Source organism: Umezawaea sp. NPDC059074, from assembly GCF_042738955.1.
Taxonomy (GTDB): domain Bacteria; phylum Actinomycetota; class Actinomycetes; order Mycobacteriales; family Pseudonocardiaceae; genus Umezawaea.
Genome location: NZ_JBHYHC010000049.1, coordinates 1 through 26,959 on the forward strand (window position 1 = coordinate 1; position 26,959 = coordinate 26,959).

The following is a 26,959-nucleotide window of genomic DNA, read 5'->3' on the forward strand; positions in this document are numbered from 1 at the left end:
GCGCTGTTCCGGGGAGCGGCTCGAAGCCGAGGGCGAGGTCGCCGTGGCGCGGCTCGTGCTCGCGGACGGCGACCTGCCGCACGCGGCCCGGCACCTGGCCGACGCGCTGGCGCGCGACCCGGCGTTCGTCGAGACGTACGAGGCGCTGAGCGAACTCGCCGCTCGCGCCGGTGGTCCGGAGCAGGCGTCGGCGCTGTTCGACCTCGACAACCCGTTCAGCGGCACGGTGGCGGGCCACGCGCACCTGTGCGCGGCAGCCGGGCAGTGGGACGAGGCGCTGCGGCTGCTGGTGACCGTGGCCGCGCACGAGCCGACCCGGCCGTGGCTGGACGTCGCGTGGCTGCGCCGCGACGACCTCCCCATCCTGGTCACGCCCGAGGTCGTCGCGTCCGCCGTGGTGCACCTCGCGGGCAGGCTGCCCGACCCGGTCGACGAGGACGAGCGCGAGCCGCTGCTGCCGATGCTCGACCTCCTGCGCCGGGCCGTCGAGGTGCACCACGACCACGCGATGCTGCTGTGGTGCGGGTCGACGCTCGCCCGTCGGCTCGGCGCGCACGACGAGGCCATCGCCTGGGCCGGGCACTCGTTCGAGGTTCAGCCCAGCCACGAGGCCACCGTGATGACCGGGTACGCGCTGCGGTCGGCCGGGCGGATCGACGAGGCCGCCGCGGTGTGGCAGGCCGAGGCCGAGCGGCTGCCGGACGACCTGAGCCTGCACATCGACATCGCGGACCTGCTGGTGGGGCAGGGGAAGCTGGAGGAGGGGCTGGACTGGGCCGAGCGGGCGCTCGCGGCCGATCCGGCGCACCCGAAGGCCGGGCCCACGGGGCACGCCATCCGCTACCGGATCGACGGCGACGTGCGGCACCTGCTCGCGCTCGTGGAGTCCGACCTGCCGTACGCGGCCGACGCGCTGGCTTCGGTGAGCTGGGACCGGTCCGTGCTGGGCTGCGCGCCCGACCAGTCCGAGGCCACCACGAACACCCTCCGGCAGGTGCTCGAACAGCGGGAGCCCGCGCCGGACCTCGAGGTCTCGCTGAGCGTGTCGGCCGTGGAGCCGCCGAGCGCCGTGCTGGCCCTGCACCTGGCGTTCCCGGCCGCCTCGGTGGAGTTCGAGTCCGTCCTGGAGCCCGACCCGCGCGAGCCCTGCGCCCCGGTGAAGTACGCGGTGTGGGCCTACGACGGCACTGTCGCGCGGCCCGCTGTGCCCGCGCCGTCGCCCGTGGTGGCCGAGGCCGTGCGGCGGATCGCGTCGTTCCGCTGGCCGAGCCTGCCCGCGCTGTACGACGCGACGGTCGGCCTCGTGGCGGCCGACCCCGCCGACCTGCTCGGCGTCCTGGTCCACCCGCCGACCACGCCGGACACCGAGCTGGGCGACCTGATGGCCCGGCACGCGCCCAACCTGTGGCTGACGGCCGTCCAGATCACCGCGTGCCTCGGCATCGCGCACCACGCCGTGGACGAGCCGTGGGCGACCTCGACCCGCCGCGAGATCCTGGTGGACCTGCTGCACGGCGTGGAGGACTGGGTCACGGTCGCCGCCGGGCTCGCGCTCGTCGCCACGGCGTGGGTCGTGCCGGAGACCCGGCCGGACGTGAAGCACCAGATCGCCAGCCGGATGATCACCGCCGTGCAGGCCCAGCAGACCCGTGTGGTCACGATCCTCGGCCCGCTGTGCGAGCTGCTGCTCGCCACGCCCGGCGCGGAGGAGACCTTCACCGGCCTCGCCCGCGACGTGCTGCGCTCGCTGGAGGACTGACCCGAAGCGCCTACCCTGGCCGGTCTGTCATGGTCAGGGTAGGCGCTCCGTCCGTGACACTCACTGCGACGTGTTGCCCGCTGTGCAACTCGCCCGCCAGCAGTGCGCGTGACAGCCTGCGGTCGAGTTCACGGCTGATGGTGCGGCGCAACGGGCGTGCGCCGTGTTCGGGGTCGTAGCCGCGGGCTGCCAGCCAGTCGACCGCCTGCTCGTCGACCTCGATGGTGATGTCCTGCTCGCGCAGCCGGAGCCGGGTGTCCTCCAGCAGCAGCGTGGTGATCTGCCGCAGCTGCACGGCGTCCAGGCCGCGGAACAGGATCACCTCGTCGAGCCGGTTGAGGAACTCCGGGCGGAAGTAGCGGCGGATCGTCGCCATCAGCGGCTCGCGCAGGTCCTCAGCCGACCGGCCGGACGTGGCGGCGGCCAGCAGTTGCTCCGCGCCGATGTTGCTGGTCATGATGATTGCGGTGTTGGCGAAGTTCGCGGTCCTGCCCTGCGCGTCGGTGAGGCGGCCCGCGTCCAGCACCTGGAGCAGGGTGTTGAAGACGTCCGGGTGCGCCTTCTCGATCTCGTCGAGCAGCAGCACCGAGTACGGGGTCCGCCGGACCGCGCCGGTGAGCTGGCCCGCGTCGTCGTAGCCGACGTAACCGGGGGGAGCGCCGGTCAGCCGGGTCACGGTGTGCTGCTGGGAGAACTCGCTCATGTCGAACCGGATCAGCCGGTCGCGCGAGCCGAACAGGGCTTCCGCGAGCGCCCGCGCGACCTCGGTCTTGCCCACGCCCGTGGGCCCGAGGAAGAGGAACGAGCCGATCGGGCGGTCCGGGTGCTTGAGGCCCGCGCGGCCCTGCCGGACGGCGTCGGCGACGGCCTCCACGGCCTCGTCCTGCCCGACGATCCGCTCGTGCAGGTGCTCCTCCAGGTGCAGCAGGCGGTGCCGCTCGGCCTCGGTGAGCCGGGAGACCGGGATGCCGGTGCTGCGGGACACCACCTCGGCGACGTCGTCCGCGTCCACGCTCGGCGCGTCGGCCATCGCGGCGCGCGCGGTCGTCAGGTCCTCCGTGGCGCGGGCCAGCTCGTCCTCCAGGTAGAGGACGCGGGCCGGGTCGTCCTGGGCGGCGGCGAGGTCCCGTTCGAGCTGGTCCACCCGGCGTTCCAGGGTGAACGGGTCGGGCGCGGCGGACTTCTCCCGCAGCCGGACCCGCGCCCCGGCGCGGTCGACCAGGTCGATGGCCTTGTCGGGCAGGAAGCGGTCGGCGATGTACCGGGTGGACAGCTCCACGGCCGCGACCAGTGCCTCGTCCGTGACGCGGACGCCGTGGTGGCTCTCGTAGCGGCCGCGCAGGCCGTGCAGGATGGCGATGGCCTCCTCGCGCGACGGCTCGGCCACCAGGATGGGCTGGAACCGCCGCTCCAGCGCGGGGTCCTTCGCGATGTGCCGCCGGTAGTCCTCGACCGTCGTCGCGCCGATGACCTGGAGCCTGCCGCTGCTCAACGCGGGCTTCAGCATGTTCGCGGCGTCCATCGGCGCGCCCTCGGCGCTGCCCGCGCCGACCAGCGTGTGCAGCTCGTCGAGGAACAGCACCACCATCCGGTTGGCCGCCGACACCTCGTCGATCACGCCCTGGAGGCGTTCCTCGAACTCGCCGCGGTACTTCGACCCGGCCACCATCCCGGCCAGGTCCAGCGTGATCAGCCGCCTGCCCTCCAGGGTGGCGGGCACGTCGCCGCTGGCCATCCGCTGGGCGATGCCCTCCACGATGGCCGTCTTGCCGACGCCGGGGTCGCCCATCAGCACCGGGTTGTTCTTGGTGCGCCGCGACAGCACCTCGAGGACCTCGTCGATCACGTCGTCGCGGCCGACCACGGGGTCGAGCTTCCCGTCCCTGGCCGCGGCGGTCAGGTCGCGGCCGAAGTGGTCGGTCCGCCGCGTCGCCGATCCGGACCGGCTCTCGCCGCCCAGGCCGCCGAACAGCCTGCCGATCAGGTCGTCCAGCGGGCCTGCGCCGAAGTCGAACCGGTCGTCCGCCATGGGTCCGCCTCTGCTCGGTGATCGGGTTGCCTACCCCGATACTCCGCTTCCCCGGCGTGGACCGCCACCGTCGTGGCCGATGGCCGGTGGGGGAGACCCACCGGCCATCGACCGTCCACAACGGACCTACGGCCTACCGGGCAAGCGGTAGTTGTTGCCGAGGGCCTGACCGCGGTTGGGCTTGTACTGGTCGAAGCCCTTCGGGTCGCACTGGAGGCCGCCGTTGATGCAGTGGCTGACCAGCGCGGCCAGCGTGGGGACGTCCCACGCGTTGAAGAAGTCGTAGTGCCAGGTGTAGCCGCGTCCGCTGGCCAGTCGGACCGTCGACATGTCGCCGTCCACCGGGAAGGCGATCTTGAACTCCAGCATCGGCACGGGGTTCGGGTGGCTGGCCGGGCAGACGCCGTTCACCGGGTACGCCATGTGGCTCTTGTGGTCGGCGGTGTCGAGGTCGCGGCCGTTCCAGCAGCTCGGGGCCTGGTAGCGGATGTTGGCCTGGCTGCCGACCATGCAGTTGGCCGGGAAGTCCCAGTTGTGCGAGCTGTTGCCGCACTCCCAGCCCTCGATGGCGCCGGGAGCGGTGCGGAACTCCTCCTGGGTCGCGGACGGGCTGCCGACCACGTACCGCAGGCCCGGCGGGAACGGCCGGACGTCCTGGTACTTGAGGATGCCGGTCTTGTAGTAGATGACCTGCTTGCCGATCGGCAGGACGGCCTGGTTGTTCTTGAAGACCGTCGGGAACCAGTAGGCGGACAGGTCGTCCGGGTTGACGCACGACGTGTTGTACGCGCCCGCGGCGTTCAGCGAGTTGAGCGTCGTGCTCGCGTTGACCGTGTTGTTCCCGACGAACGAGTGGTCGTGGGACGCCCCCGGGAGGTTGGGGAAGACGATCGGGTCGTCGGGCGCTCGTTTGGTGACCGAGCAGTTCGTCTGGAACTCGTGGTGCGTCACGAGTTCGTCGGCCTGTGCGGCCGACCCGGCCGTGGTGAGGGTGGCCGCGGCGAGTGCGGCGGCCGTGAGTAGGGCGAGCTTGCGGATCACGGATCCTCCAGCAGGGAGAGGAGCGCCGCCGGATCGCGGCACGAGCCAGAGCACTCATCTTGGAGAGCGCTCTCCCGTAGGATGTGACCCAGCTCATCAGCTGTCAAGGGCCTCTTGGTCGACCATTTGGCGTCCTGAATGGCAATTTCGCAGGTCGCGTGCTTGACAGCGTCGACATCCAGTCGTAACACTCGGGTTCCACCGGAGAGCGCTCTCCCACTGCTGCCCGTCCGCTCGGGTAGGAGCCGCTCGATCCGGTGCGGTCCCCACCGAGGTAGGAGATGGCATGCGCACCCACCCGCCCGACGCGTCCCCGCAGCGCAGGCGAACCCGTCCAGTAGCACTGGCCGCGCTGGTCGCCCTGTTCCTGGGCTTCCTCGTGGTCACGGCGAACCCGGCCCAGGCCGCGACCCTGCTCTCCCAGGGCAAACCCGTGACGGCGTCGTCGAGCGAGGGGGCGGGCACGCCCGCGTCCGCCGCCGTCGACGGTGATCCCGGCACCCGCTGGGGCAGCGTGTTCGCCGACCCGCAGTGGCTCCAGGTCGACCTCGGCTCCACCGCGACGATCAGCGAGGTCGTGCTCCGCTGGGAGGCGGCCTACGCCACGGCGTTCCGCATCGAGGTCTCCGACAACGCCTCCACCTGGCGCACGATCTACAGCACCACGACCGGCGCGGGCGGCAACCAGACCCTCGCCGTGAACGGCACCGGCCGCTACGTGCGCATGTACGGCACCCAGCGCGTCGGCGGCTACGGCTACTCGCTGTGGGAGTTCCAGGTCAGCGGCACGCCCGGCGGCGGAACCGGCAACCCCGGCGGCGGCCCCGGCATCACCAAGGTCGTCGGCACGCAGGGCAACTGGCAGCTCTCCGTCGACGGCAACCCGTACGTCGTCAAGGGCCTGACCTGGGGCCCGCCGGTCTCCGAGGCCGCGGCCCGGATGCCCGACGTGAAGGCGATGGGCGCGAACACGATCCGCACGTGGGGCACGGACGGCACCAGCAAGGCGCTGTTCGACGCCGCCGCCGCGAACGGGATCAAGGTCGTCGCGGGCTTCTGGCTGCAACCCGGCGGCGGCCCCGGCAGCGGCGGGTGCGTCAACTACGTCACCGACGCGACCTACAAGTCCACGATGCTCTCGGAGATCCAGCGCTGGGTCACGGAGTACAAGGGCCACCAGGGCGTGCTGATGTGGAACGTCGGCAACGAGTCCATCCTCGGCATGCAGAACTGCTTCTCCGGCGCCGAGCTGGAGAACCAGCGCAACGCCTACGCCCGTTTCGTCAACGACGCCGCGCGCGCCATCCACGCCATCGACGCCAACCACCCGGTCACCAACACCGACGCGTGGACCGGCGCGTGGCCGTACCTGAAGGCGAACGCCCCTGATCTGGACCTGTACTCGGTGAACGCCTACAACGCCGTGTGCAACGTCAAGCAGGACTGGATCAACGGCGGCTACACGAAGCCGTACATCGTCACCGAGGGCGGCCCGGCAGGCGAGTGGGAGGTCCCGAACGACGCGAACGGCGTCGCGACCGAACCCACGGACGTCCAGAAGCGCGACGGCTACACCCGCGCCTGGAACTGCATCACCGGCCACACCGGCGTGGCCTTGGGCGCGACCCTGTTCCACTACGGCACCGAGGGCGACTTCGGCGGCGTCTGGTTCAACCTCATCCCCAACGGCGAGAAGCGCCTGTCGTACTACGCGGTCCGCCAGATGTACGGCGGCCAGGCAGCGACCAACACGCCGCCGGTCATCACCAACATGACCCTCAGCCGCACGACGGACGTCCCCGCAGGCGGCACGTTCACCCTGTCGGCCAACGTCACCGACCCGAACAACGACCCGATCAGCTACACGATCGGCTTGAACAGCAAGTACATCAACGGCGCGGGCGGCATCATCTCGGCCGCGTTCACCGGCAACGGCCCGTTCACCGTCACAGCACCACAAATGCTCGGCGTCTGGAAGGTCTACCTGTACGCACGGGACGGCAAGGGCAACATCGGCATCGAAACCAAGTCCTTCCGCGTAGTCCCACCACCGGTACAGGGCACCAACATCGCCCAGGGCAAACCCACCACCGCATCGTCCTACCAGCAGGTCGGCGACGGAGCCCCGTACCCGCCCGAGCGCGCGACGGACGGCAACAACACCACCAGGTGGGCCAGCGACTGGTCGGACCCGCAGTGGATCCGCGTGGACCTGGGCCAGCCCACCACGTTCAACCACGTACAACTCATCTGGGAAGCCGCCTACGGCAAGGCCTACGAAATCCAGGCCTCGGACGACGGCAACAACTGGCGCCAACTCTTCGCCACCACCACAGGTGACGGCGGAGCAGACGACGTAGACGTCACCACGACAGCACGCTACGTCCGAGTAAACGCAACCCAACGCGGCACCGCCTGGGGCTACGCCCTGTACGAATTCGGCATCTACCGCCGCTAGAAGCACTCCCCAAGCGACCGTGCGATCAGGACAATCCTGGCCGCACGGTCGTTTGCTTTGCTCCCAACGAAAGCGGACGCACGCAACCAACCCACCGCCTGAGCAGTCCCCTCCCTGCACCCCGATCCGAAGCGCCTTCACACCCGTTTTGTCTTGTCAAGGCATCTTTCCCGCCTTGACAAGACAAAACGGGTGTTGAAATAATTGCGCGAGCGGGGTGAAGGGATCCCACCTAGCCAAAGAACCCCACGATCCGCCGAATCTTCCCATCCTCCCCAAACTCCACGAAGTCCTGCCCAGGAATCGAATGCCCCAACGGAACCTCGTCCACCACGATCGGCGAGGGCGACGACATCACCCAACTGAACCGCCCCACCAGGTGATGCCCGTCCAGTCCACTAGTGGGCGCCAACGAAGCCCCAGGAAACTGCTCCTGAAACCCCGCAATATGCCGAGCCAACCCGTCAGCCCCCACCACCGGATCGGTAGTCGGATCAACGTAGGACCCGTCCTCCGCCCAGCACTCCACCAGTGCCGCCCGGATCGAGTCCTCCCCGACCAACCCCCAAGCATGGGCGTACTGCTTCACCGCGTCCTGCTGATCCATAGTCAACTCCTCACTAGTCAACTCTGGACTATACTCGCCCCATGTCCACCGGTGGCAACCTCGTTCTCGGCCTTCTCCTGGACGGCCCCGCATCCGGCTACGAGCTAGGGGCCCGAGCCTCCCAAGCGGTCGCCTACTTCTGGCCCATCACCCGCTCCCACATCTACGCCGAACTCCCCAAGCTCGTAGCCCAAGGCCACGCCACCGTCGAACACATCCCCCAAACAGGCACCCCGGACAAACACGTCTACACCGCCACCAAGGAGGGCGAACAAGCCTTCCGCACCTGGCTCGACACGTTCGACACCGTCACCGAACAGGGCAGGCAACCCCTCCAGATCCAGCTCTACTTCGGCCACCACAGCACCCCCGAACACCTCCTCGCCCAACTCGACCGCTGGGAGCAGGAGGTCCACCGCACCCTCGCCTTCTGCCGCAACCTCCTCACCCCGGAGGCGGAGGGCTCGATCCGCGCCCTCACCGCCCACTTCGCCATCAACCGCGCCGAGGCCGACCTGACCTGGATCGCCGAGGCGAGAACCACCGTGGCCGGTCGTACTTCTGACTGACAGCCCCGACCACCTTTTGCCCGATCCGCCCGCCCACCACGTCTCGTAGCATCGACACCGTGCTGGACCTGCCCCGCTCACTCCGAGTCGAACCCCGCCCGCCGAACGCACCCCACCGCGTCTGGCGAGACTGGGCGCTGCTCGGCTCACTGGTCCCGCTCGCTGTCCTCGAAGGTTTCCTCCGCCCGGACCTGCCCTACCGCGTCCTCACCGTCGCGATCGGCGTGGCCCTCGTCCCCACCCTGCTCTGGCGCAGAACCGCCCCACTGGCCATGCTCGTGATCGCAATGGCCACAACGGGCCTGGCCCCGTTCTTCACCGACGGCCACCCACCCGAGTCGGGCACGATGGCGTACCTGCTCCTCCTCGTGTACGCCTTGGCCCGCTGGGGTTCCGGCCAGGAGGCCCTCACCGGCTTGGCCGTGATCTTCATCCAGACCGGGGTCTCCACGGCCGCGGGCCACGCGACCCCGACCAACGCCATCGCCGGGCTCTCGGTCACGTTCTCCGCCCTCACCCTCGGCGCGACGATCCGCTACCGGGCAGGCGCTCGCACGAGGATGCTGGACCAGGCCAAACTCGTCGAACGGGAGCGCCTCGCCCGCGACCTCCACGACACCGTGGCCCACCACGTCTCGGCCATCGCCATCCGCGCCCAAGCGGGCCTGGCGATGGCCCCGACCCACCCCGAGGCGGCGACCGAGGCGCTGGCGCTCATCGAGTCGGAGGCGTCGACCGCCCTCGCCGAGATGCGCACCATGGTCCGGGTCCTGCGCAAGGACCTCCCCGCCGACCGGACTCCCACCCCCGGCGTCGCCGACCTCGACCAACTCGCGGGCCGCGCCCGCTCGGGTCCACCGGTGGACGTGGGCGTGGTCGGCGACGTCGGCGACCTGTCCCCGTCCGTCGACTCCGCGATCTTCCGCCTGGCCCAGGAGTCGGTCACGAACGCCCGCCGCCACGCCCGGCACGCGACCCGGATCGAGGTCCGCGTGGCCGCCGACGCCACCTCCGTCCGGCTCCGCGTGACCGACGACGGCGACACCGCCCCGATCCGCCGGGAAGCCGGCTACGGCCTCATCGGCATGATCGAACGCGCCGACCTCCTCGGCGGCACCTGCGAGGCGGGTCCGAACGAGGGGAGGGGCTGGACCGTCACCGCCGTCCTCCCGCGCTCCGGGGCCACGGCGTGACCATCCGCGTGGTCGTCGCCGACGACCAGGAGATCGTCCGCACCGGCCTGACGATGATCCTCAACACCCAACCCGGCATCGAGGTCGTCGGCGAGGCGGCGAACGGGCAGCGGGCCGTGGAGTTGGCCAGGCGCCTGCGCCCGGACGTGTGCCTGTTCGACATCCGGATGCCGGGCCTGGACGGCATCGAGGCCACCCGCCTGCTGGCCGGGCCGGAGGTCGCCGATCCGCTGGCCGTGGTCGTGATCACGACGTTCGACCTGGACGACTACGTGTACGCGGCCCTGCGCGCGGGTGCTCGCGGGTTCCTGCTCAAGGACGCGGGCCCGGCGCTGCTCTCCCAGGCCGTGCACGCCGCGGCCGACGGCGAGGCCCTGATCGCCCCGAGCATCACCGCCCGCCTCCTCACCGCCTTCGCGCACGGCGGCCCGCCGACCGCGCAGCCCGTGGACCCGTTGACGGACCGGGAGGAGCAGGTGCTGCTCACCGTCGCGAGTGGACGGACGAACAACGAGATCGCCGACGAGCTGCACATCACCCTGAGCACGGTGAAGTCCCACGTGGCCAGCCTGATGACGAAGCTGGGGGCCCGCAACCGGGTCGAGATCGCCATGTGGGCGTACGAGACGAACCGCGTGCGCGCGGGCCGCGGCCGCTAGCGGCGCACCCCGAACCTCAGGTGCAGCACCCCTTCGCCCTGGATCACCAGGTGCGGTCCCTCCAACAGGATCCGGCCGTCGACGCCGCCGAAGTACCGCTTGCCCGAGCCGAACACCACCGGCACCACGTCCATCGCGACCTCGTCGACCAGGCCTGCCGACAGGATCTGGCCGCCCACGTCGCCCGCGTTCACCGCGACGGTCCGGTCCCCGGCCAGCTCCTTCGCCTTGGCCACCGCCGCCGCCACGTCGTCGACGAAGTGGTACGACGCCTCGGGGTGCCAGCCCTCGGGCTTGGGCCGGTGGGACACCACGACCACGTGGTCGCCCGCGGGCGGGCGGCCCTCCCAGCCGTTGACCAGGTCGAACAGCGTGCGGCCCATGATGATCGTGCCGATCGACGCCCACGTAGACCGGACGTACTCCGCCGAGGCCCGCGAGACCCGGAAGGCGCTGTCGGTGCCGGAGTGGTCGTACCCCTGGTCGTCCTGCCCGGTGATCGGGACGTCGCCGCTGAAGTACCACTCGTGCAGCGGGCCGACGTCGTCCTTCCCGTCGGCGATGAAGCCGTCCACCGACATCACGTTGTGCATGATCACCTTGCCCACGGGGCCCTCCTCGACTCTCGCGCGTTCGCCCCGATCCTGTCCCCCCTCGCGCGGTCGCGCTTGGAGAAAATCACTCGGCGGGGATCGGCGGGAACGACGGCCCGTCGGGGAAGCGCCGCCGCACGGCCAGGAACTCCGTCGGGGTGCGGCCGGTGAAGTCCTTGAACTCGTTGGCGAGGTGGGCCTGGTCGAAGTAGCCCGCCTGGTGGGCGAGCGCGGACCAGTCGACCGGGCCGAGACCGTCCGCGGACAGGATCAGCCGCGCGAAGCGGTAGATCCGCGCCACCCGCTTCGGGGTGACCCCGACGTGGGCCTTGAACGTCGTCGCCAGGTGGGTGGCGCCCACCCCGGCGGCCTCGGTCAGCGCGCCGACCGGGACCGCGCCGTGCGACGTCGCCAACCGCGTGCCCGTGTGCCGGACGAGGTCGAGCCCGCGCGGTGGCACGGCGGCGAGTCGGGAGCGCAGTTCCGCCTCCAGCACCCGCAACGCCCCGGCCGCCGAGGGGCTGGCACCGACCTGCTCGCGAATCCGGTCCACCGACCGCCGCCAGACGGTGTCGACCGGCGCCCACGCGTCCCGCAGGTCGGACGCGGGCACGTCGACGAACGGCGACATCCCCCACGGCTTGAAGTGCACGCCCACGAGCCGCACCCGCGCGGGGAACTCGACGAGGAACCGCCTGGTCCACAGGCCCATGAACCAGCCGTCGGCGAACACCGCGGGCGGTGCCGACGAGGCCGGGTCCCGCAGCCGAACCGGGTCGCCGAGGTTGAGGAACAGGTGGGTCGACGGCATCGGCGGGACGGTCATCAGTCGGTGGCCCGGCACCCCGGAAAGGCAGTACACGTCGTCGATGAACCGGTCGAGCGGCGGGGCGGGCACCTGGCCGACGTAGTCCACGGGTCCAGTGTGGCCGGTCGCGGACCTCCGTGACACCGAAAGTACGAGGCGCGGGTAGTACCGGGGGACATCGGGCGGCCGGTCGTCCGCCCGATGGAATCCGCCACCGATCCAGCCAGGCTTGGAGCATGACGACGCGGACCACCACCAGGGCCGACTGGCTCGTGCCCACCTCCCTGATCCTGCTGACCTTCGTCCCCGCGGCCGCGGGCGCGGTGCGGCTCACCGAGCTGGCGCGCGGCGCGGAGATCACCCCCGCCAACGAGCGGTTCTTCGCCATGCCGCTGCCGATCGTGCTGCACATCGTCAGCGTCACGGTGTTCTGCCTCGTGGGTGCTTTCCAGTTCGCGCCGGGCATTCGCCGCAGACACCGGACGTGGCACCGGATCGCGGGCCGGGTGCTGGCCCCGACCGGTCTCGTCGCGGCCCTGACGGGGCTCTGGATGAGCGTCGCCTACCCCCAGCCGCCCGGCGACGGGCCGCTGCTCACGGCGTTCCGGCTGGTGTTCGGCACGGCGATGGCCGCCTCGATCGTCCTCGGCTTCGTCGCGATCCGGCAGCGGGACTTCCACCGGCACCGCGCGTGGATGATCCGCGGCTACGCCATCGGCCTGGGCGCGGGGACCCAGGTGTTCACGCACCTGCCGTGGGTGTTCGCCGGGGTGGCGCCGGGCGAGTTCACCAGGGCGATGCTGATGGCCGCGGGGTGGGTGATCAACGTGGGCGTGGCCGAGTGGCTGATCCGCCGCGAGCCGACGAGGGCGCGGGTTTCCGCCCGCGCCACGGCGTGAGGAGCGGGTTCGGGTCGCGACCGGGTACCGTGAGCACGTCGCCCCACCCCCGGTCCGCCGGGATCGCGACCCTTCCGCGCCCGCGTCTCCGACCGGGTCGCCGGACCAGGAACGATGACGCAGAGGACCGGGCAGATGCCGACGGCCGACGTGCACGCGAACCCCTCCGAACCCGACACCGCCGCCACGTGCGACGTGTGCCCCCACCTCAAGGCCGACCACGACCCGATCTCGCTGCGCTTCTGCACGGCGATGGGCGCGAGCGGCAACCTCCGCAAGTGCCTGTGCTCGGGTGTGTCGAGCGGCATGACCTACAGCAACTCCAGCAAGGGCTACCTGGAGAAGTGAGCTAGTCGAGCCGGGCCCGCTCCATCACCTCGGGGTAGCGGGTCACGTCGTTGTTGCCGCCGGACACCACGCACACGGTCAACCCGCCCATGTCGCCGTCGAGCACGCGGCCGATCGCGCTGGTCGCCAACGCCCCCGCGGGCTCGGCGATGATCCCGTCCACCTGGTACAGGTCCAGCATCTCCGCGCACACCGCGGGCGTGGGCACCGACACCAGCCGGGCGCCGCTGTCCCGCACGATCGGGAACGTCAGGTCCCCGACCCGGCGCACCGCGGCCCCGTCCACGAACGTGTCCAGCAGCGGCAGGTCCACCGGGCGCCCGGCGGCGAGCGCGGCCGCCATGCTCGCCGCGCCGGCCGGTTCCACGCCGATCAGCTCGACCTCGCTGTGCCGGGCGCGCAACCACGTCGCCATGCCCGCCAGCAGGCCACCGCCGCCGACGGGCACCACGATCCGATCCGGCACCCGGCCCAGCTGGGCCAGGATCTCCACGGCGACCGTGCCCTGGCCGACCAGCGTGCGCAGGTCGTCGAACGCGGGCACCACCACCGCGCCGGTCGTGCGGGCGTGCCGGGCCGCGGCGGCCTGGGCGTCGTCATAGGTGTCGCCGGCGATGGCGACGGTGATCCACTCGCCGCCGATGGCCGCGATCCGCGCCCGCTTCTGCTCCGGCGTCGCGCCCGGCAGGTACACCGTCCCGCGCACCCCGAGCGCCGCGCACGCGTACGCCACGCCCTGCGCGTGGTTGCCCGCGCTGGCGCACACCACGCCGCTCTCGACGTCCTCCAACGACGCCAGCAGCCGGTACGCGCCGCGCAGCTTGTACGACCGCACCGGCTGCATGTCCTCGCGCTTCACCCACACCTGCCCCGGCGTCTTCGCCGACAGGCGGGCGTTGTGCTGCACCGGCGTGCGCGTCACGACGCCGAACAGCTGCCGCGCGGCCTCGTCCACCTTGGCCGCGCCGATCCGCAGCTCGGCGAGGCCGAGCCGGGGCGCGAGCGTGGGACTGCGGGTCACGGGCCACCTCCGGGGTTCGGCTCCAGCATCAGCGCTCGACCCCGGCCCGACGACCCCTAGCGACCCCTGTTCCCGCTAGCCGATCAGCGCGGGGGAGATGTCCATGTGGACGCGGTAGTCGACGATCAGTCCGTCCTCCATGCCGATCACCGTCACGCACGGCAGGTCGAGGACCTCGCCGTCGGGGGTGGTCGCCTGGATGGTGAACCGGCAGAACAGCTGCCTCCCCACCACGGCGATCTGGTCGACCCGGTGGCGGATCGGGTAGGTCGCGGAGACCGTGGCCGCGGTCGCCTCGGCGACGGCGGCGCGACCGGTCAGCGGGTCGCCGTTGCCGAAGCGGAAGTAGGCGTCCTCGCTGAAGTAGGAGGCGAACGCGGTGGCGTCGTGGGCGTCGGCGGCGGCGCACATGGTGTGCACCATGGCTTCGGCCTCGTCGGTGGTGATCACGGCGTCACGCCCGCTCTCGGGGAGCGAGCGACAGCCCGTGGCGGGTCATCACCTCGGCGACCTTGGCCATGTCGCGCGGGCCGGGCGGGAGGGCGCTGAGGTCGCGGTAGTAGTCCTCCAGGCCGGGCGGCGAGACCACGGCGACGATCCGGGTCTCCTCGTCGAACGGGTTGTGGAACATGTGCGGGACGCCGCGCGGCATCCGCAGCACCGATCCCGTGCCCAGCACGTGCTCCACGCCGTCGAGCTCCACGACGACCTTGCCCGCCACGCAGGTGAACAGCTCGTCCTCGCGGCTGTGGACGTGCGTGGGTGGCCCGCCCAGACCCGGCGGGACGACGTACTCGAACAGCGAGTACGCGCCGCCGGTGTCGGCCCCGGTGAGCTTCACCAGGATCCCCAGCCCGATCGCGCCGACGTCCTCGCCGTCGCCGGGTTCCAGCACCTTCTCGTCCACGATGACCTCCGGAAGCGCGCCGATGATCATCCGAGTATGGCGAGAACCGTCCCAGTTTCCACGGTCTGGTCCCGCTGAGCGGGACGGTATTACCGGGGTGGGCGGGTGAGCATCGTGTGCCGCAGCGCCTCCACGTGCAGGCACGTGACCTCGACGGCGGCGACCGGGTCGCTGTTCTCGACCGCCCGCACGAGGTCGCGGTGCTCGCGGTTGGAGCCGCGCAGGTAGTCGATCGGGTACGGCAGGAAGAAGCGGTACAGGTCCCGCAGCGCCTCGCCGTAGCGCTCGGTCGACGGCACGCCGCTCGCCCGCGCGACGGCCAGGTGGAAGCGGGCGTCCAGGTCGTGGAACTCCGCCCAGCCGGCGGCGGCGTCCATCCGTTCGACGAGGTCGCGCAGCTCGGCGACGGCGGCTGCCGGGCGGCGCAGCGCGGCCAGGTGCGCGAGACCGCACTCCAGCGCGAGCCGGTGGTCGATCAGCGCGCCGACCTCGGCGGTCGCCCCGGTGTACGCGGCGATCTCGCGGACGCGGCCGGTCGCGGGCTCGGTGGCGACGAGCGTGCCGCCGGTCCGGCCCCGGCGGCGGTCGAGGACGCCGTCCTCGCACAGCGACACCAGCGCCCGGCGCACGGTGATCTCGCCGACGTCCAGCGCCTTGGCGATCTCGGCGTTGTGCGGCAGGCGTTCGCCCGGCGCGAGCAGGCCGAGTTCGACGGCCAGCGCGATGCGGGCGCGCACGGTGTCCAACGCGGACAGCCTGCGGATGCCGGTGAGTGCCGGGGCGGTGAGCCCGGCGTCCGTGCCAGCCATGCGGTCACCGTACCGGACAAAAGTGGTCAAAGTGAGCACTCTTGTTTATCTGTTCAAGGTGGACTATTTTTCGACCACCGCGCCGACGAGAGGGGACACCGTGCCGCAGCCCTTGCCGATGACCCTGGTCCAGGAGTCGCCGCTGCCCGCCGACCGGCCCGTGAGCGCGTTCGCGGCCGACGTCGAGGCGCTGCTGGCGGAACACCCGGACACCGGGCTGCTGGCGTTCCCCGAACTGCACCTCTGCGGCGTGACGGGCACGCGGTCCGAACGCGACGAGCGGCTGCGGGCCGCCGCGGAACCGTTGCCGGGCAAGCGGTCCGCGGCCTTGGCCGAGCTGGCGGGCGACATGGGCGTGTGGCTCGCGCCCGGCAGCGTGTGCGAACTCGGCCCGAACGGCGAGCTGTTCAACACCGCCGTCGTGTACTCCCCGGACGGCGAGCTGGTCGCGAGCTACCGCAAGGTCTTCCCGTGGCGGCCGTACGAGCCGTACGACCCCGGCGACCGGTTCGTGGTGTTCGACGTGCCCGACGCGGGCCGGGTCGGACTGTCCATCTGCTACGACGCCTGGTTCCCCGAGGTCGCCAGGCACCTGGCGTGGATGGGCGCGGACCTGGTCCTCAACCCGGTGCAGACCACGACCGCGGACCGCGAGCAGGAGTTGGTCCTGGCGCGCGCCAACGCGATCGTGAACCAGGTGTTCGTGGTGAGCCTCAACGCCGCCGCGCCGGTCGGCGTCGGGCAGAGCCTCGTCGTGGACCCGGAGGGCCGGGTCCTGCTGGAGGTCGCCGACGCCGAGCCCGCCGTGCTCGCGCCGACGCTGGACCTGGGCGAGGTGGCGCGGGTCCGCGAGCGGGGGACCGCGGGCCTCAACCGGATGTGGGAGCAGTTCGCCGACGGCGACGCCCCGTTGGAACTTCCCCTGTACCAGGGGCGGATCGACCCCGGCCGCTGGCGGCCGCGAGGAGGTGGCGCGGGATGACCGACGTCGAGCAGTCCACGGGTTTGGCCCCCCGGCTGGGGTTGCGCGGGGTAGTCCTGTTCGGACTCGCGTACATGACCCCGCTGATCGTCCTGGGCACCTTCGGCATCGTCGCCGAGTCCACCGGCGGCGCGGTGCCGACGGCGTACCTGCTGGCGCTGGTCGCGATGCTGTTCACCGCGGTCAGCTACGGCCGGATGGCGGCCCGGTTCCCGGTCGCGGGCTCGGCGTACACCTACGTGCGCAGGGCGATCGACTCGCGCGTCGGCTTCCTGGTCGGGTGGGCCGTCCTGCTCGACTACTTCTTCCTGCCCATGGTGATCTGGCTGATCGGCGCGGCCTACCTCAACGCCCAGTTCCCCGGTGTGCCGAGCTGGCTGTGGCTCGTCGGCTTCATCCTGCTGACCACCGTCCTCAACGTGCTGGGCATCCAGGTCGCCGCCCGCGCGAACTTCCTGCTGATGGTGTTCCAGGTCTTGGTGATCGCGTTCTTCTTCGCGCTGTCGCTGCGCCAGGTCGTGGCCGACGGCGGCAGCCTGGTCAGCTCGACCCCGTTCTTCCCCGCCGGGGCCACGTTCGGCACGATCTCCGCGGGCGCCGCGCTGGCCGCGTACGCGTTCCTCGGGTTCGACGCCGTGACGACGTTGACCGAGGAGACGAAGGACCCGCGCAAGACCATCCCGCGGGCGATCCTGCTGACCGCGCTGATCGGCGGCGCGATCTTCGTGCTGCTCGCCTACGCCACGCAGCTCGTGCACCCCGGCAGCGCCTTCGACGACTCCTCGTCGGCCGCGTTCGAGATCGCGAAGACCATCGGCGGCAACCTGTTCGGCTCGGTCTTCCTGGCCGGGCTCGTGGTGGCCCAGTTCGCGTCCGGCATCGCCGCGCAGGCGGGGGCGTCCCGGCTGATGTACGCGATGGGCCGCGACGGCGTGCTGCCGAAGAAGGTGTTCGCCTACCTGCACCCGAGGTTGCGGACGCCCGCGTTCGGCATCGGTCTGGTCGGCATCGTGGGACTGGTGGCGCTGACGCTCGACGTGAGCACCTCGACGTCGTTCATCAACTTCGGCGCGTTCACCGCGTTCACGTTCGTCAACCTGAGCGTGATCGCCCTGTACCTGCGCGAACGCGGACCCGTGCTGACCGGCCTGGTGTTCCCGGCGATCGGCGCGGTCGTGGACGTGTGGCTGCTGACCAACCTCGACGGCATCGCCCTCACCCTCGGCCTGGTGTGGCTCGGCCTCGGCGTCGTCTACCTCGCCGTGCTGACCCGAGGCTTCCGCGCGGCACCGCCGGAGATGGCGTTCGAGGAGTAGAACAGGGGTCCCAGCGACCACGGGAGTGCCGCCATGACCCACCGCATCGTGCCGAACCTCAACGTCGACGACGCGTCCACGGGACACGAGTTCTACGAGGAGTTCCTCGGGCTCAAGAAGGAGTTCGACATGGGGTGGATCGCCAGCTTCCGCTCGCCGACCCACCCTGGCGCGCAGGTGAGCCTCGTGTCCGGCGACGCCTCCGCGCCCGAGCAGTCGGCGATGAGCGTCCACGTGCACGACGTGGAGGCCGCCTACGCGGACGCCCTGCGCCGGGGGTACGAGATCGTCCACCCGCTCACCACGGAACCGTGGGGCGTGCGGCGGTTCTTCGTCCGCGACCCGCACGGCGTCGTGGTGAACGTCGTGGCCCACGCCGACTAGCGCACCGGTGCCCGGCGGCTGAGGATCTGGGTGCGCAGGGCTTCCAGGGTTTCGCGGAGCAGGGCGATCGTGACGGGGTCGTGGAGGGTGCCTGTTTCGTCGAAGCGCTGGTGTGCGGTGAACACCAGCACCTCCGGGCCGGTCAGGACGTGGCTGTGCGTCGCCGCGAGCACCTGGCGCAGGGCCAGTTGGGCGCGGGCGGTGCCGAAGTTGCCGGTGGACGCGCCGATGATCGCGATGTCCTTGTGCTCCAAGGCCGACGCGCCCTTCGGGCGGGAGGCCCAGTCGAGCGCGTTCTTCAGCACGCCGGGCACGGAGTGGTTGTACTCCGGGGTGGCGATGAGGAGGCCGTCGGCCGCGTGGACGCGCGTGCGCAGGTCCAGAGCGGCGGCGGGCAGGTGGTGGTCGTCGTCCAGGTCGCCGTTGTAGTGCGGGACGGCGGCCAAGCCCCCGTACAGCTCGACGGTGACGCCGTCGGGGGAGTGGTCTCGGGCAGCCCGCAGCAGCGCCGTGTTGTGCGAGGCGCCGCGCAGGCTGCCCGAGATCGCCAGGACCTTCAGGTCGGACAAGGGGACTCCGCTCTAGTCCTGCTGGGCGCGGTGGCCCGTCTCGGCCCCTTCGTACTCCGTGTACGTGTAGGGGTTGGGGATCCGTTCGGTGGTCGCGAGTTCGGGCGTCACGCTCTCGCGCCACGCCTCCTCGCCCAGTTCCGCGCGGGCGTGCTCGACGGTGTTCGCCACGGCGTGCTTGGCCGCGGACAGGTCGACGCCGACGAGGTCGTGCTCGTGCTTCACGACCCGGCCGTTGACCAGCACGGTGTGCACGTCGCCGCGGCCCGCCTGGAACACGACGGTGCCGTACGGGTGCAGGATCGGGTACATCGCGGGCGAGCGGTCGTTCTTCAGCAGCACCAGGTCGGCCTTCTTGCCGACGGTGATCGAGCCGATCCGGTCGTCGAGGCCGAGCACCTTCGCGCCGCCGATCGTGGCCCAGTGCGCGACCTCCTCGGCGCGCAACCTGTTGTGCACCACGGTGTCGCCGCCGAGATGGGCCTCGACGTGCTCGCGGCCGCGGTCGGCGGACAGGGTGGCGCGCATGGCGGAGAACAGGTCGCCGCTCATCCACACGCTGGTGTCCATCGACAGCGACACGGGGATGCCGTGCTTGCGGAGCTGCCACGTCGGCGGGTGGCCCTGGCCCGCGTTCAGCTCGCTCTCGGCGGCCACCGACACCGAGCCGCCGCTGGCGGCGATGCGGTGGTAGGAGTCCTGGCCGAGGGAGGACGCGTGCACGTAGGTGGTGGTCGGCGTCATGAACCCGCCGTCCCACATCAGCCGGATGCTCTCGTCGGTGGTGGCCCCCCACACGCCCGCGTGGGTGGTCACCGGCAGGCCCAGTTCGCGGGCGGCCTCGAAGGCGGCCTTCTCCGGGAACGCCGGGTCGCCGGTGACGTCGAAGGCGAGCTGGAGGCGCACCAGGTCGTCGTGCGACTGGGAGCCGAACTCGCGGGCGACGAACGAGCGGAAGTCGGCGCTGTTCGTCCACTCCCAGGGCGCGCCGAGCAGGTTGCCGTAGGCCAGGACGAACCGGCCGGGGGAGGTGCGCAGCGCGTCGAGCGCGGCCTCGCCGTGCTCGACGGTCTGGAGGCCGTGCGACCAGTCGACGGTGGTCGTCACGCCCGCGTCGAGCGCCTCGACGGCGGACAGGAGGTTGCCCGCGCGGATGTCCTGGGGGCGGAACACCTTGCCCCACGAGAGGTAGTAGAAGACGAAGTACTGCGAGAGCGTCCAGTCGGCGCCGAGGCCGCGGAGCGCGGTCTGCCACATGTGGCGGTGGGTGTCGACCATGCCCGGCATCAGGATGCCGCCGGTGGCGTCCACCTCCAGCGTCCCGTCCGGTACCGCGAGGGCCCGGCCCACCTCGGCGATGTCCTCGCCGACCACCAGGACGTCGCCGTTCTCGAGGATGCCCTGGCCGTCCATCGTGAGCACCGTGGCGTTGCGGAAGACGATCGGGCGGCCGCCGTTGGCCGCCCGGACCTCATCAGGGTTCATGCCGGTCACCTTGCTGTAGTGCCTCGACTGACCTGCTGATCGACTGGCGGACAACTGTCCGCTGTACGGTCGCGTCGCTACTGTCGTTCGTGTTCCCTGGCCTGTCAAGGGTTACGGTGGGGTCGTTGTGCGACCATCACGCATCAGCGAGGACGGGGAGGTCCGGGTGGCTGGACGTGGCACGGGGCCCGACTTCGTCGAGGCGCTCGCCCGTGGGCTGGACGTGCTGTGCTGCTTCGACGAGCACCACCCGCGGATGACGTTGACCGAGGTCGCGACGGCGGCGGGGCTGGCCCGGCCGACCGTCCGCAGGCTGCTGCTGACGCTCCAGGAACTCGGGTACGTCCGCGCGGACGGCACGACCTTCACCCTCACCCCTCGGGTGCTGCGGCTGGGCATGGCCTACGTCGGCGCGCTCGGGATGTGGGACGTCGCCCGCCCCCACCTGGAGGACCTGGTCCGCCGGACCGGGGAGTCGTCGTCGATGTCGCAGCTCGACGGCTCCGACATCGTCTACATCGCCCGCGTGGCCGTGCCGAAGATCATCGCGCTGAGGGTGGCCGTCGGGACCCGCTTCCCGGCGGCGCGGACCTCTCAGGGCAAGGTCCTGCTCGCCGCGCTGGACCGGTCCACGCGCGAGGCCGTGCTGGCGGAACCGAGCCGGTCGGGCCTGCCGGTCGTGCCGCTCGACGCCGCCCGGCTGGAGGACGAGCTGGCCGTGGTCCGGGCCAGGGGCTGGGCGCTGGCGGACGAGGAGCTGGCCCCCGGCGTGCGGTCGGTGGCCGTGCCGGTGCGCGACGGCACCGGCGCGGTGCGGGCGGCGATGAACGTGACCGTGCACGCCGCCGAGACGTCGGTGGATGTCCTGACTGGCGAGTACCTGCCACTGCTGCTGCGCGCGGCGGGGGACGTCTCGGCCGACTGGGCGCTGGTGGAGGCCCGTCCGCAGGCCGAGATCAGGCCCGCGTAGCCCCGCTCCGCCCCCTTGACTTGCCCGGCGTCCGCGCGAATGCTGGCGAGGGCGGACACTTGTCCGTCAGGCGGACAGCAGAGGGTTGTGATGGCTGAACCGAAGACCGCGACCGGACCGCTGTCCGGTGTGCTCGTCGCCGACTTCTCCCGCGTGCTGGCCGGGCCGTACGCCACGATGCTGCTGGCGGACCTGGGCGCGACCGTGGTGAAGGTGGAGTCGCCGAGCGGCGACGAGACCCGCACCTGGATGCCGCCCGTGCGCGACGACGTGTCGACCTACTACCTCGGCGTGAACCGCGGGAAGCGGTCCGTTGCGCTGGACCTCGGCGACGAGGCGGACGTGCTGCTGGCCCGCGAGCTGGCGGGCCGCGCGGACGTCGTGATCGAGAACTTCAAGGCGGGCGGCATGGCCAAGTTCGGCCTCGGCTACGCCGACGTCCGCGCGGTCAACCCCGGTGTCGTGTACGCCTCCATCAGCGGGTTCGGGTCCGGCGCGGGCGCGGCCGTGCCGGGCTACGACCTGATGGTGCAGGCGATGTCCGGGCTGATGAGCCTCACCGGCGAGCCGGACGGGCCGCCGATGCGCGCCGGGATCTCGGTGTTCGACGTGATGGCGGGCAACCACGCCGTGATCGGCATCCTGGCCGCGCTGCGGCACCGCGACGCGACCGGCGAGGGCCAGCACGTCGAGGTCAACCTGCTGTCGTCGGCGCTGACCGGCCTGGTCAACCACAGCTCCGCGTACGTGGCGGGCGGGGTCGTGCCGCTGCGGATGGGCAACGCGCACCCGAGCGTCTTCCCGTACGAGCCGCTGCCGACCGCGGACGACAACCTGATCGTGGCCGCCGCCAACGACGGCCAGTTCCGCAGGCTCTGCGCCGTGCTCGGCGTCCCTGAGGTCGCCGAGGACCCCCGGTTCGCCCGCAACACCGACCGCACGGCCAACCGCGAGGAGCTGCGGCCGATCCTGGTCGAGCGGCTCGCCACCCGTGGCGCGGTCGAGTGGTTCGACGCCCTGGTCGAGGTCGGCGTGCCGTGCGCGCCCATCGGCACCATCGACGGCGGGTTCGCGATGGCCGACCGCTTCGGCCTCGACCCCGTCGTCACGGTCGGCGAAGGCGCGCGCGCCGTGCCCACGACCCGGCACCCGATCCGGTTCTCCGCGACCCCGGCCGTCTACGACCTGCCGCCGCCCGACCTCGACGAGCACGGCGTGGAACTGCGGAAATGGCTCACGGAGGAGCAGGATGGCTGACTACCCGACCGCGCTCGGCGCGTCCGACCGGACCACGATCACCCTGCTCGGCCAGAACCTGGCCGACGACGTGATGGGCAAGGTCGGCTTCGGTGAGCTGGCGTTCTGGCTGGCCACGCAGCGGCGGCCGAGCGCGGGCGAGGTCCGGGTGTTCGAGGCCGTGCTCGCGGCGCTCGCGGACCACGGCTTCACCCCGACCGCCATCGTCACCCGGCTGACCTACCTGTCCGCCCCGGACTCGATCCAGGGCGCGCTCGCGGCGGGCCTGCTCGGCGGCGGCTCGCGGTTCCTCGGCGTGACCGAGGACTGCGGCCGGTTCCTGCACGACGTGCTGGCCGACGTGGAGTCCCCGCCGACCGACGACGCCGGGTGGGACGCGCTCGCGCTGGCCACCGTCCGGGCGCGGCGCGAGGCGAAGGCGTTCATCCCCGGCCTCGGCCACCACGTGCACAAGGACGGCGACCCGCGCACGCCCCGGCTGATGGCCATCGCCACCGAGGAGGGCCTGTTCGGGCCGCACCTCTCGTTGTTCGCCGCCATCGGCCGGGTCCACCCGCAGGTGCTCGGCAAGACCCTGCCGCTCAACGGCGCGGGCGTGTGCGGCGCGGCCCTGGCCGACCTCGGGCTGCCGCTGGAACTCCTGCGCGGGTTCGCCCTGCTGGCCCGCACCGCCGGGCTCATCGGGCAGCTCGCCGAGGAGTTGCGCGATCCTGTCGCCAACGACATCTTCCTGTCGGTCGACCGGGCGGCCCGCCCGGCGCCGCCCCGTCCGTGACCACCCACCACCACACCGAACAGCCAAGGAGCCGTCGATGCCTCCGGTGACCGAGGACACCATCACCGAACTCGCCCAGCAGCGGTGGGCCACCGCCCACGACCCGCGGCTGGCCGAGGTCATGACCTCGCTCGTGCGCCACCTGCACGACTTCGCCCGCGAGGTCCGCCTCACCGAGGCCGAGTGGGCCAACGCGATCCGCTGGCTCCAGGCGACCGGCGACATCAGCGACGCCAAGCGCGAGGAGTTCATCCTCGCCTCCGACGTGCTGGGCCTGTCCATGCTCGTCGTGCAGATGAACCACCGCTTCGAGGCCGAGGCGACACCCGCGACCGTGCTCGGGCCGTTCCACATCGACGACTCGCCGCACCTGGGGTTCGGCGCGGACATGTCCGACGGGCTGCCGGGCGAGCCGCTCTACGTCCACGGCGTCGTGCGCGACCTGGACGGCAAGCCGATCGCGGGCGCGGTGCTCGACGTGTGGCAGGCCGACGGCGACGGCGCGTACGAGTCGCAGCTCGACGTGGACGAGGCCCGGCTGCGGGCGAAGTACACGACCGCGGAGGACGGCTCGTACTGCGTCCGCACGATCGCGCCCCTGGGGTACGCGATCCCGATGGACGGCCCGGTCGGCGACCTCATCGGGCGCACCGACATCTCCTACTACCGGCCCGCGCACGTCCACTTCCTGATCGACGTGCCCGGCCACGAACGGCTGATCACGCACCTGTTCCAGGAGGGCGCGGAGTACCTGGACACCGACGTCGTGTTCGGGGTGAAGTCCGAGCTGGTCGTCGGGTTCGCCGCGCACGAGCCGGGGCCGACGCCGGACGGCGGGGAGTCGTCGACGCCGTTCCTGACGGCCCGCTACGACTTCGTGCTCCAGCCGGTTCGGGAACTGTGAGCAATCGCACGAACACGCACGGTGGGAACCAAACGGACATTTAGCCCGTTTGGTGCTCCGGAGGTGGAGCTGACTCCGCCTTACGGCCCAGCGTTGTGCCGTCACGGCCACCGCTGTTCTCCCGGAGGACCCACTTGGAACCACGCGACGTGCCCCTGAAGACCCGCCGCCACGGTTTAGGCCGGTGGGCGAGAGAAGACCTGCGCTACGACCTGTCGGCGTCGCTGGTCGTGTTCCTGGTCGCGATGCCGCTGTCGCTCGGCATCGCGGTCGCGTCCGACGCGCCCGTCACGGCGGGCCTGATCGCCGCCGTGGTGGGCGGTGTCGTCGCCGGTCTCCTCGGCGGCGCACCGCTCCAGGTCAGCGGCCCCGCCGCTGGCCTGACCATCATCGTGGCGGGCTTCGTCCACGAGTTCGGCTGGGCGGTCACCTGCGCCATCACCGTCGCCGCGGGCCTGATCCAGGTCGTGCTCGGCCTGAGCCGGGTCGCCCGCGTGGCGCTGGCCATCTCGCCCGCCGTCGTGCACGGGATGCTCGCGGGCATCGGCGTCACGATCGCGCTCGCCCAGCTGCACGTGCTGCTCGGCGGAGCGCCCGGCACCGGGGCGTGGGAGAACATCACCCAGCTCCCGGCCCAGCTGCTCGGCCTGCACACCGGCGACGCCGTGGTCGGCCTGTTCGTGCTCGCGGTGCTGCTGGTGTGGCCGCTGCTGCCCAAGCGGGTGCGGGTGGTGCCCGCGCCGCTGGTCGCGATCGTCGGGGCCACGACGACGGCATGGGCGCTGTCGTGGGACGTGGCCAGGGTGGACCTGCCCGGCTCGCTGCTCGACTCCGTGCACCTGCCCGAACTCCCCAGCGGCCAGTGGGCCGCCATCGCGCTCGCGGTGTTCACCATGACCGTGATCGCCAGCGTCGAGAGCCTGCTGTCCGCCGTCGCGGTGGACAAGCTCAAGGACCGCGGCAGGGCGGCCGACCTCGACCGCGAACTCGTCGGCCAGGGCGCGGCCAACGCCGTGTCCGGGATGCTCGGCGGGCTGCCGGTCACCGGCGTCATCGTCCGCAGCTCCACGAACGTCGCCGCGGGCGCGCGCACCAGGGCGTCGGCGGTCCTGCACGGCGTGTGGGTGCTGCTGTTCTCGCTGCTGCTGGTGGCGCTGATCGAGCAGGTGCCGATGGCGGCGCTCGCGGGCCTGCTGGTCTACGTCGGCGTCAAGCTGGTGAAGGCCAACGACGTGCGCGCGGCCCGCCGCCAGTCCGAGCTGGTCGTCTACCTCACGACCGTGGCGTGCGTGGTGTTCCTCGACCTGCTGATGGGCGTGCTGATCGGCTTCGCCCTGTCGGTGCTGCTGATGCTGCGCCGGGTCGTGTGGGCGAAGCTGCGGGTGTCGCACACGCCCGCGGGCCGCTGGACCGTGGTGGTCGAGGGCACGCTGAGCTTCCTGTCGATCCCGCGGCTGTCGCGGGTGCTGTCCCAGGTGCCCGACGGCGCTCCGGTGACCGTGGAACTCGCCGTCGACTTCCTCGACCACGCCACCTACGAGCACCTGGCGATGTGGCGCGACCAGCACGAGAAGACCGGTGGCGTGGTGCACGTCGACGAGGTGTCCGGCGTCCGCGGCGGGATGCCGCGCCGCAGTCCCGGCGTGGTGCTGCCGCGCTGGTTCGCGCCGTGGTCGTCGTGGCAGACGACCGTTCCCGCACAACGCCACGGCGACCAGGTCGTGTCGGGCGTCCGGGAGTACCACCGGCGGTCCGCGCCGCTGCTGCGCGACGTCTTCGAGGGCCTGTCGGACGGGCAGGAGCCGCAGGCGATGTTCCTGACCTGCGCGGACTCCCGGATCGTGCCCAACGTGCTGACCAGCAGCGGCCCCGGCGACCTGTTCACCGTCCGCAACGTCGGCAACCTCGCGCCCAGCGACGACGACGGTGTGGGCGCCTCGGTGCACTACGCCGTGGAGGTGCTGCGCGTGCCCGCGATCGTCGTGTGCGGCCACTCCGGCTGCGGCGGGATGCGGGCGCTGCTCGACGGGGCGGCCGACACCGACGACGCCGTCGGGCGTTGGCTGCGCGCGGGCGTCGACAGCGTCCGCTCGTTCGAGGCGGGCCACGCCGTCGATCCGGGGGGCGGCTCCTCCGAGGGCGACCGGCTGTCGATGGTCAACGTCGCCGTCCAGGTCGCGTCCCTGGAACGGATGCCGGTCGTGCGCGACGCCGTGGCGGAGGGGCGGCTGAAGGTGCTCGGCATGTACTTCGACATCGGCGGGGCCCACCTGTCCCTGCTGACCCGCGACCGCACCACGTTCGCCGACCTGCCGGAGGGCGTGGACGTGCTGCACTGAGGGCCTTCCCCGGCCGTGCGATAGCTTGCGGCCCGGCTCCTTCGTGGTCGAGCTCGGCGGAGCGATGATCGGCACGGTCACGTTCGACCGGTACGACACGGAGGAGCACCCCCACATCCGCCTGGAGGTCGGGACGATCTACCTCGGCTACCTGTTCCTGCCGCAGGCGTGGGGGCACGGGTACGCCGTCGAGGCGTGGGCGGGGGCGGACGGCTGGTTAGCCCCCCCCCGCCCCCCCCCGCCCCGCAGAACACCCCGCCCACCACCCACACCGAAGC

The 26,959-nt window shown here is 71.7% G+C and carries 26 protein-coding genes and 1 pseudogene; 16 read left to right on the top strand and 11 right to left on the bottom strand.

Translation table 11 applies throughout. The annotated features are described in order from the left end of the window. Positions 1 to 1,759 (top strand): tetratricopeptide repeat protein (locus ACFWW9_RS22560; RefSeq protein WP_390381127.1); only part of this gene is annotated, 1,759 nt, incomplete at its 5' end. A 10-nt stretch (positions 1,760 to 1,769) separates the two neighbouring features. Here ACFWW9_RS22560 and ACFWW9_RS22565 read toward each other — a convergent pair. Together ACFWW9_RS22565 and ACFWW9_RS22570 are read right to left on the bottom strand one after the other, a co-directional pair. Further along, the gene (locus ACFWW9_RS22565; RefSeq protein ID WP_390381130.1) at positions 1,770 to 3,788 is read right to left on the bottom strand and encodes an ATP-dependent Clp protease ATP-binding subunit; all 2,019 of its coding nucleotides are present in this window, start codon (positions 3,786 to 3,788) and stop codon (positions 1,770 to 1,772) included. A gap of 126 nt (positions 3,789 to 3,914) precedes the next feature. Further along, positions 3,915 to 4,829 (bottom strand): DUF1996 domain-containing protein, encoded by a 915-nt coding sequence (locus tag ACFWW9_RS22570; protein ID WP_390381132.1) that lies wholly within the window; start codon positions 4,827 to 4,829, stop codon positions 3,915 to 3,917. 286 nt (positions 4,830 to 5,115) lie between these two features. Between ACFWW9_RS22570 and ACFWW9_RS22575 the strand changes: the two genes are divergently transcribed. Then, positions 5,116 to 7,287 carry a discoidin domain-containing protein gene (locus ACFWW9_RS22575; RefSeq protein ID WP_390381135.1) on the top strand — a complete coding sequence of 724 codons (2,172 nt, stop codon included), beginning with the start codon at positions 5,116 to 5,118 and terminating at the stop codon, positions 7,285 to 7,287. A gap of 232 nt (positions 7,288 to 7,519) precedes the next feature. Here the strand turns inward: ACFWW9_RS22575 and ACFWW9_RS22580 are convergent, their stop codons facing one another. Further along, on the bottom strand, positions 7,520 to 7,894 hold the full coding sequence (locus ACFWW9_RS22580; RefSeq protein WP_390381138.1) for a nuclear transport factor 2 family protein: 375 nt from the start codon (positions 7,892 to 7,894) through the stop codon (positions 7,520 to 7,522). Positions 7,895 to 7,935: 41 nt separating this feature from the next. On the opposite strand from ACFWW9_RS22580, the gene ACFWW9_RS22585 reads away from it, so the two are divergent. Genes ACFWW9_RS22585 through ACFWW9_RS22595 form a run of 3 tightly spaced genes read left to right on the top strand, consistent with a single transcriptional unit; the run spans position 7,936 to position 10,315 of the window. Then, a complete protein-coding gene (locus ACFWW9_RS22585; protein WP_390381141.1) occupies positions 7,936 to 8,463 on the top strand; it encodes a PadR family transcriptional regulator in 528 nt (175 codons plus the stop codon). Between the two features lie 59 nt (positions 8,464 to 8,522). Continuing rightward, the gene (locus ACFWW9_RS22590; protein ID WP_390381144.1) at positions 8,523 to 9,656 is read left to right on the top strand and encodes a sensor histidine kinase; all 1,134 of its coding nucleotides are present in this window, start codon (positions 8,523 to 8,525) and stop codon (positions 9,654 to 9,656) included. Beyond that, the gene (locus ACFWW9_RS22595; protein WP_390381147.1) at positions 9,653 to 10,315 is read left to right on the top strand and encodes a response regulator; all 663 of its coding nucleotides are present in this window, start codon (positions 9,653 to 9,655) and stop codon (positions 10,313 to 10,315) included. Before ACFWW9_RS22590 ends, ACFWW9_RS22595 begins: the two co-directional genes overlap by 4 nt. Here the strand turns inward: ACFWW9_RS22595 and ACFWW9_RS22600 are convergent. Together ACFWW9_RS22600 and ACFWW9_RS22605 are read right to left on the bottom strand one after the other, a co-directional pair. Continuing rightward, positions 10,312 to 10,923, bottom strand: a complete 612-nt coding sequence (locus ACFWW9_RS22600) for a dihydrofolate reductase family protein (RefSeq protein WP_390381150.1) — start codon at positions 10,921 to 10,923, stop codon at positions 10,312 to 10,314. The two genes, ACFWW9_RS22595 and ACFWW9_RS22600, sit on opposite strands and share 4 nt — an antisense overlap. A gap of 70 nt (positions 10,924 to 10,993) precedes the next feature. Continuing rightward, positions 10,994 to 11,824: a helix-turn-helix domain-containing protein gene (locus ACFWW9_RS22605; protein WP_390381153.1), complete on the bottom strand. Its 831-nt coding sequence runs from the start codon at positions 11,822 to 11,824 to the stop codon at positions 10,994 to 10,996. A 128-nt stretch (positions 11,825 to 11,952) separates the two neighbouring features. Here ACFWW9_RS22605 and ACFWW9_RS22610 point away from each other — a divergent pair, with 128 nt between their 5' ends. Further along, complete coding sequence (locus ACFWW9_RS22610) at positions 11,953 to 12,615, top strand: DUF2306 domain-containing protein (protein ID WP_390381157.1); 663 nt, start codon at positions 11,953 to 11,955, stop codon at positions 12,613 to 12,615. A 114-nt stretch (positions 12,616 to 12,729) separates the two neighbouring features. Continuing rightward, positions 12,730 to 12,963, top strand: a complete 234-nt coding sequence (locus ACFWW9_RS22615) for an RGCVC family protein (RefSeq protein ID WP_390381160.1) — start codon at positions 12,730 to 12,732, stop codon at positions 12,961 to 12,963. A gap of 1 nt (position 12,964) precedes the next feature. On the opposite strand, the gene ilvA is transcribed toward ACFWW9_RS22615, so the two are convergent. The 4 genes from ilvA to ACFWW9_RS22635 all read right to left on the bottom strand — a co-directional run bounded on the left by ilvA (position 12,965) and on the right by ACFWW9_RS22635 (position 15,700). Beyond that, on the bottom strand, positions 12,965 to 13,984 hold the full coding sequence (gene ilvA, locus ACFWW9_RS22620) for a threonine ammonia-lyase IlvA (protein ID WP_390381163.1): 1,020 nt from the start codon (positions 13,982 to 13,984) through the stop codon (positions 12,965 to 12,967). A gap of 75 nt (positions 13,985 to 14,059) precedes the next feature. Then, positions 14,060 to 14,434: a nuclear transport factor 2 family protein gene (locus tag ACFWW9_RS22625; protein WP_390381166.1), complete on the bottom strand. Its 375-nt coding sequence runs from the start codon at positions 14,432 to 14,434 to the stop codon at positions 14,060 to 14,062. Positions 14,435 to 14,438: 4 nt separating this feature from the next. After that, a complete protein-coding gene (locus ACFWW9_RS22630) occupies positions 14,439 to 14,921 on the bottom strand; it encodes a cupin domain-containing protein (RefSeq protein WP_390381169.1) in 483 nt (160 codons plus the stop codon). 59 nt (positions 14,922 to 14,980) lie between these two features. After that, positions 14,981 to 15,700, bottom strand: a complete 720-nt coding sequence (locus ACFWW9_RS22635; protein WP_390381172.1) for a FadR/GntR family transcriptional regulator — start codon at positions 15,698 to 15,700, stop codon at positions 14,981 to 14,983. Between the two features lie 100 nt (positions 15,701 to 15,800). On the opposite strand from ACFWW9_RS22635, the gene ACFWW9_RS22640 reads away from it, so the two are divergent. From ACFWW9_RS22640 to ACFWW9_RS22650, 3 genes are read left to right on the top strand one after another with little or no spacing between them, the layout of a single operon-like run. Beyond that, on the top strand, positions 15,801 to 16,682 hold the full coding sequence (locus ACFWW9_RS22640) for a carbon-nitrogen hydrolase family protein (protein WP_390381175.1): 882 nt from the start codon (positions 15,801 to 15,803) through the stop codon (positions 16,680 to 16,682). Further along, entirely contained in the window at positions 16,679 to 17,998 is a 1,320-nt protein-coding gene (locus ACFWW9_RS22645; RefSeq protein ID WP_390381177.1) for an APC family permease, read from the top strand. Before ACFWW9_RS22640 ends, ACFWW9_RS22645 begins: the two co-directional genes overlap by 4 nt. Before the next feature lie 33 nt (positions 17,999 to 18,031). Beyond that, positions 18,032 to 18,382: a VOC family protein gene (locus ACFWW9_RS22650; RefSeq protein ID WP_390381180.1), complete on the top strand. Its 351-nt coding sequence runs from the start codon at positions 18,032 to 18,034 to the stop codon at positions 18,380 to 18,382. Here the strand turns inward: ACFWW9_RS22650 and ACFWW9_RS22655 are convergent. Then, a complete protein-coding gene (locus ACFWW9_RS22655) occupies positions 18,379 to 18,951 on the bottom strand; it encodes an NADPH-dependent FMN reductase (RefSeq protein WP_390381182.1) in 573 nt (190 codons plus the stop codon). The two genes, ACFWW9_RS22650 and ACFWW9_RS22655, sit on opposite strands and share 4 nt — an antisense overlap. A gap of 12 nt (positions 18,952 to 18,963) precedes the next feature. After that, positions 18,964 to 20,436, bottom strand: a complete 1,473-nt coding sequence (locus tag ACFWW9_RS22660) for an amidohydrolase family protein (protein ID WP_390381185.1) — start codon at positions 20,434 to 20,436, stop codon at positions 18,964 to 18,966. 166 nt (positions 20,437 to 20,602) lie between these two features. Between ACFWW9_RS22660 and ACFWW9_RS22665 the strand changes: the two genes are divergently transcribed. From ACFWW9_RS22665 to ACFWW9_RS22690, 6 genes and pseudogenes are all read left to right on the top strand, one after another. Then, positions 20,603 to 21,406 carry an IclR family transcriptional regulator C-terminal domain-containing protein gene (locus ACFWW9_RS22665; protein WP_390381188.1) on the top strand — a complete coding sequence of 268 codons (804 nt, stop codon included), beginning with the start codon at positions 20,603 to 20,605 and terminating at the stop codon, positions 21,404 to 21,406. A gap of 90 nt (positions 21,407 to 21,496) precedes the next feature. Beyond that, positions 21,497 to 22,663 carry a CaiB/BaiF CoA transferase family protein gene (locus ACFWW9_RS22670; RefSeq protein ID WP_390381190.1) on the top strand — a complete coding sequence of 389 codons (1,167 nt, stop codon included), beginning with the start codon at positions 21,497 to 21,499 and terminating at the stop codon, positions 22,661 to 22,663. After that, positions 22,656 to 23,438: a citryl-CoA lyase gene (locus ACFWW9_RS22675; RefSeq protein WP_390381193.1), complete on the top strand. Its 783-nt coding sequence runs from the start codon at positions 22,656 to 22,658 to the stop codon at positions 23,436 to 23,438. The genes ACFWW9_RS22670 and ACFWW9_RS22675 overlap by 8 nt, the downstream gene beginning before the upstream one ends. A 37-nt stretch (positions 23,439 to 23,475) precedes the next feature. Then, a complete protein-coding gene (locus tag ACFWW9_RS22680; protein WP_390381196.1) occupies positions 23,476 to 24,342 on the top strand; it encodes a dioxygenase in 867 nt (288 codons plus the stop codon). Positions 24,343 to 24,476: 134 nt separating this feature from the next. Then, positions 24,477 to 26,681, top strand: a complete 2,205-nt coding sequence (locus ACFWW9_RS22685; protein WP_390381198.1) for a SulP family inorganic anion transporter — start codon at positions 24,477 to 24,479, stop codon at positions 26,679 to 26,681. Positions 26,682 to 26,745: 64 nt separating this feature from the next. After that, a pseudogene (locus ACFWW9_RS22690) lies at positions 26,746 to 26,959 on the top strand (hypothetical protein); the annotation flags it as partial.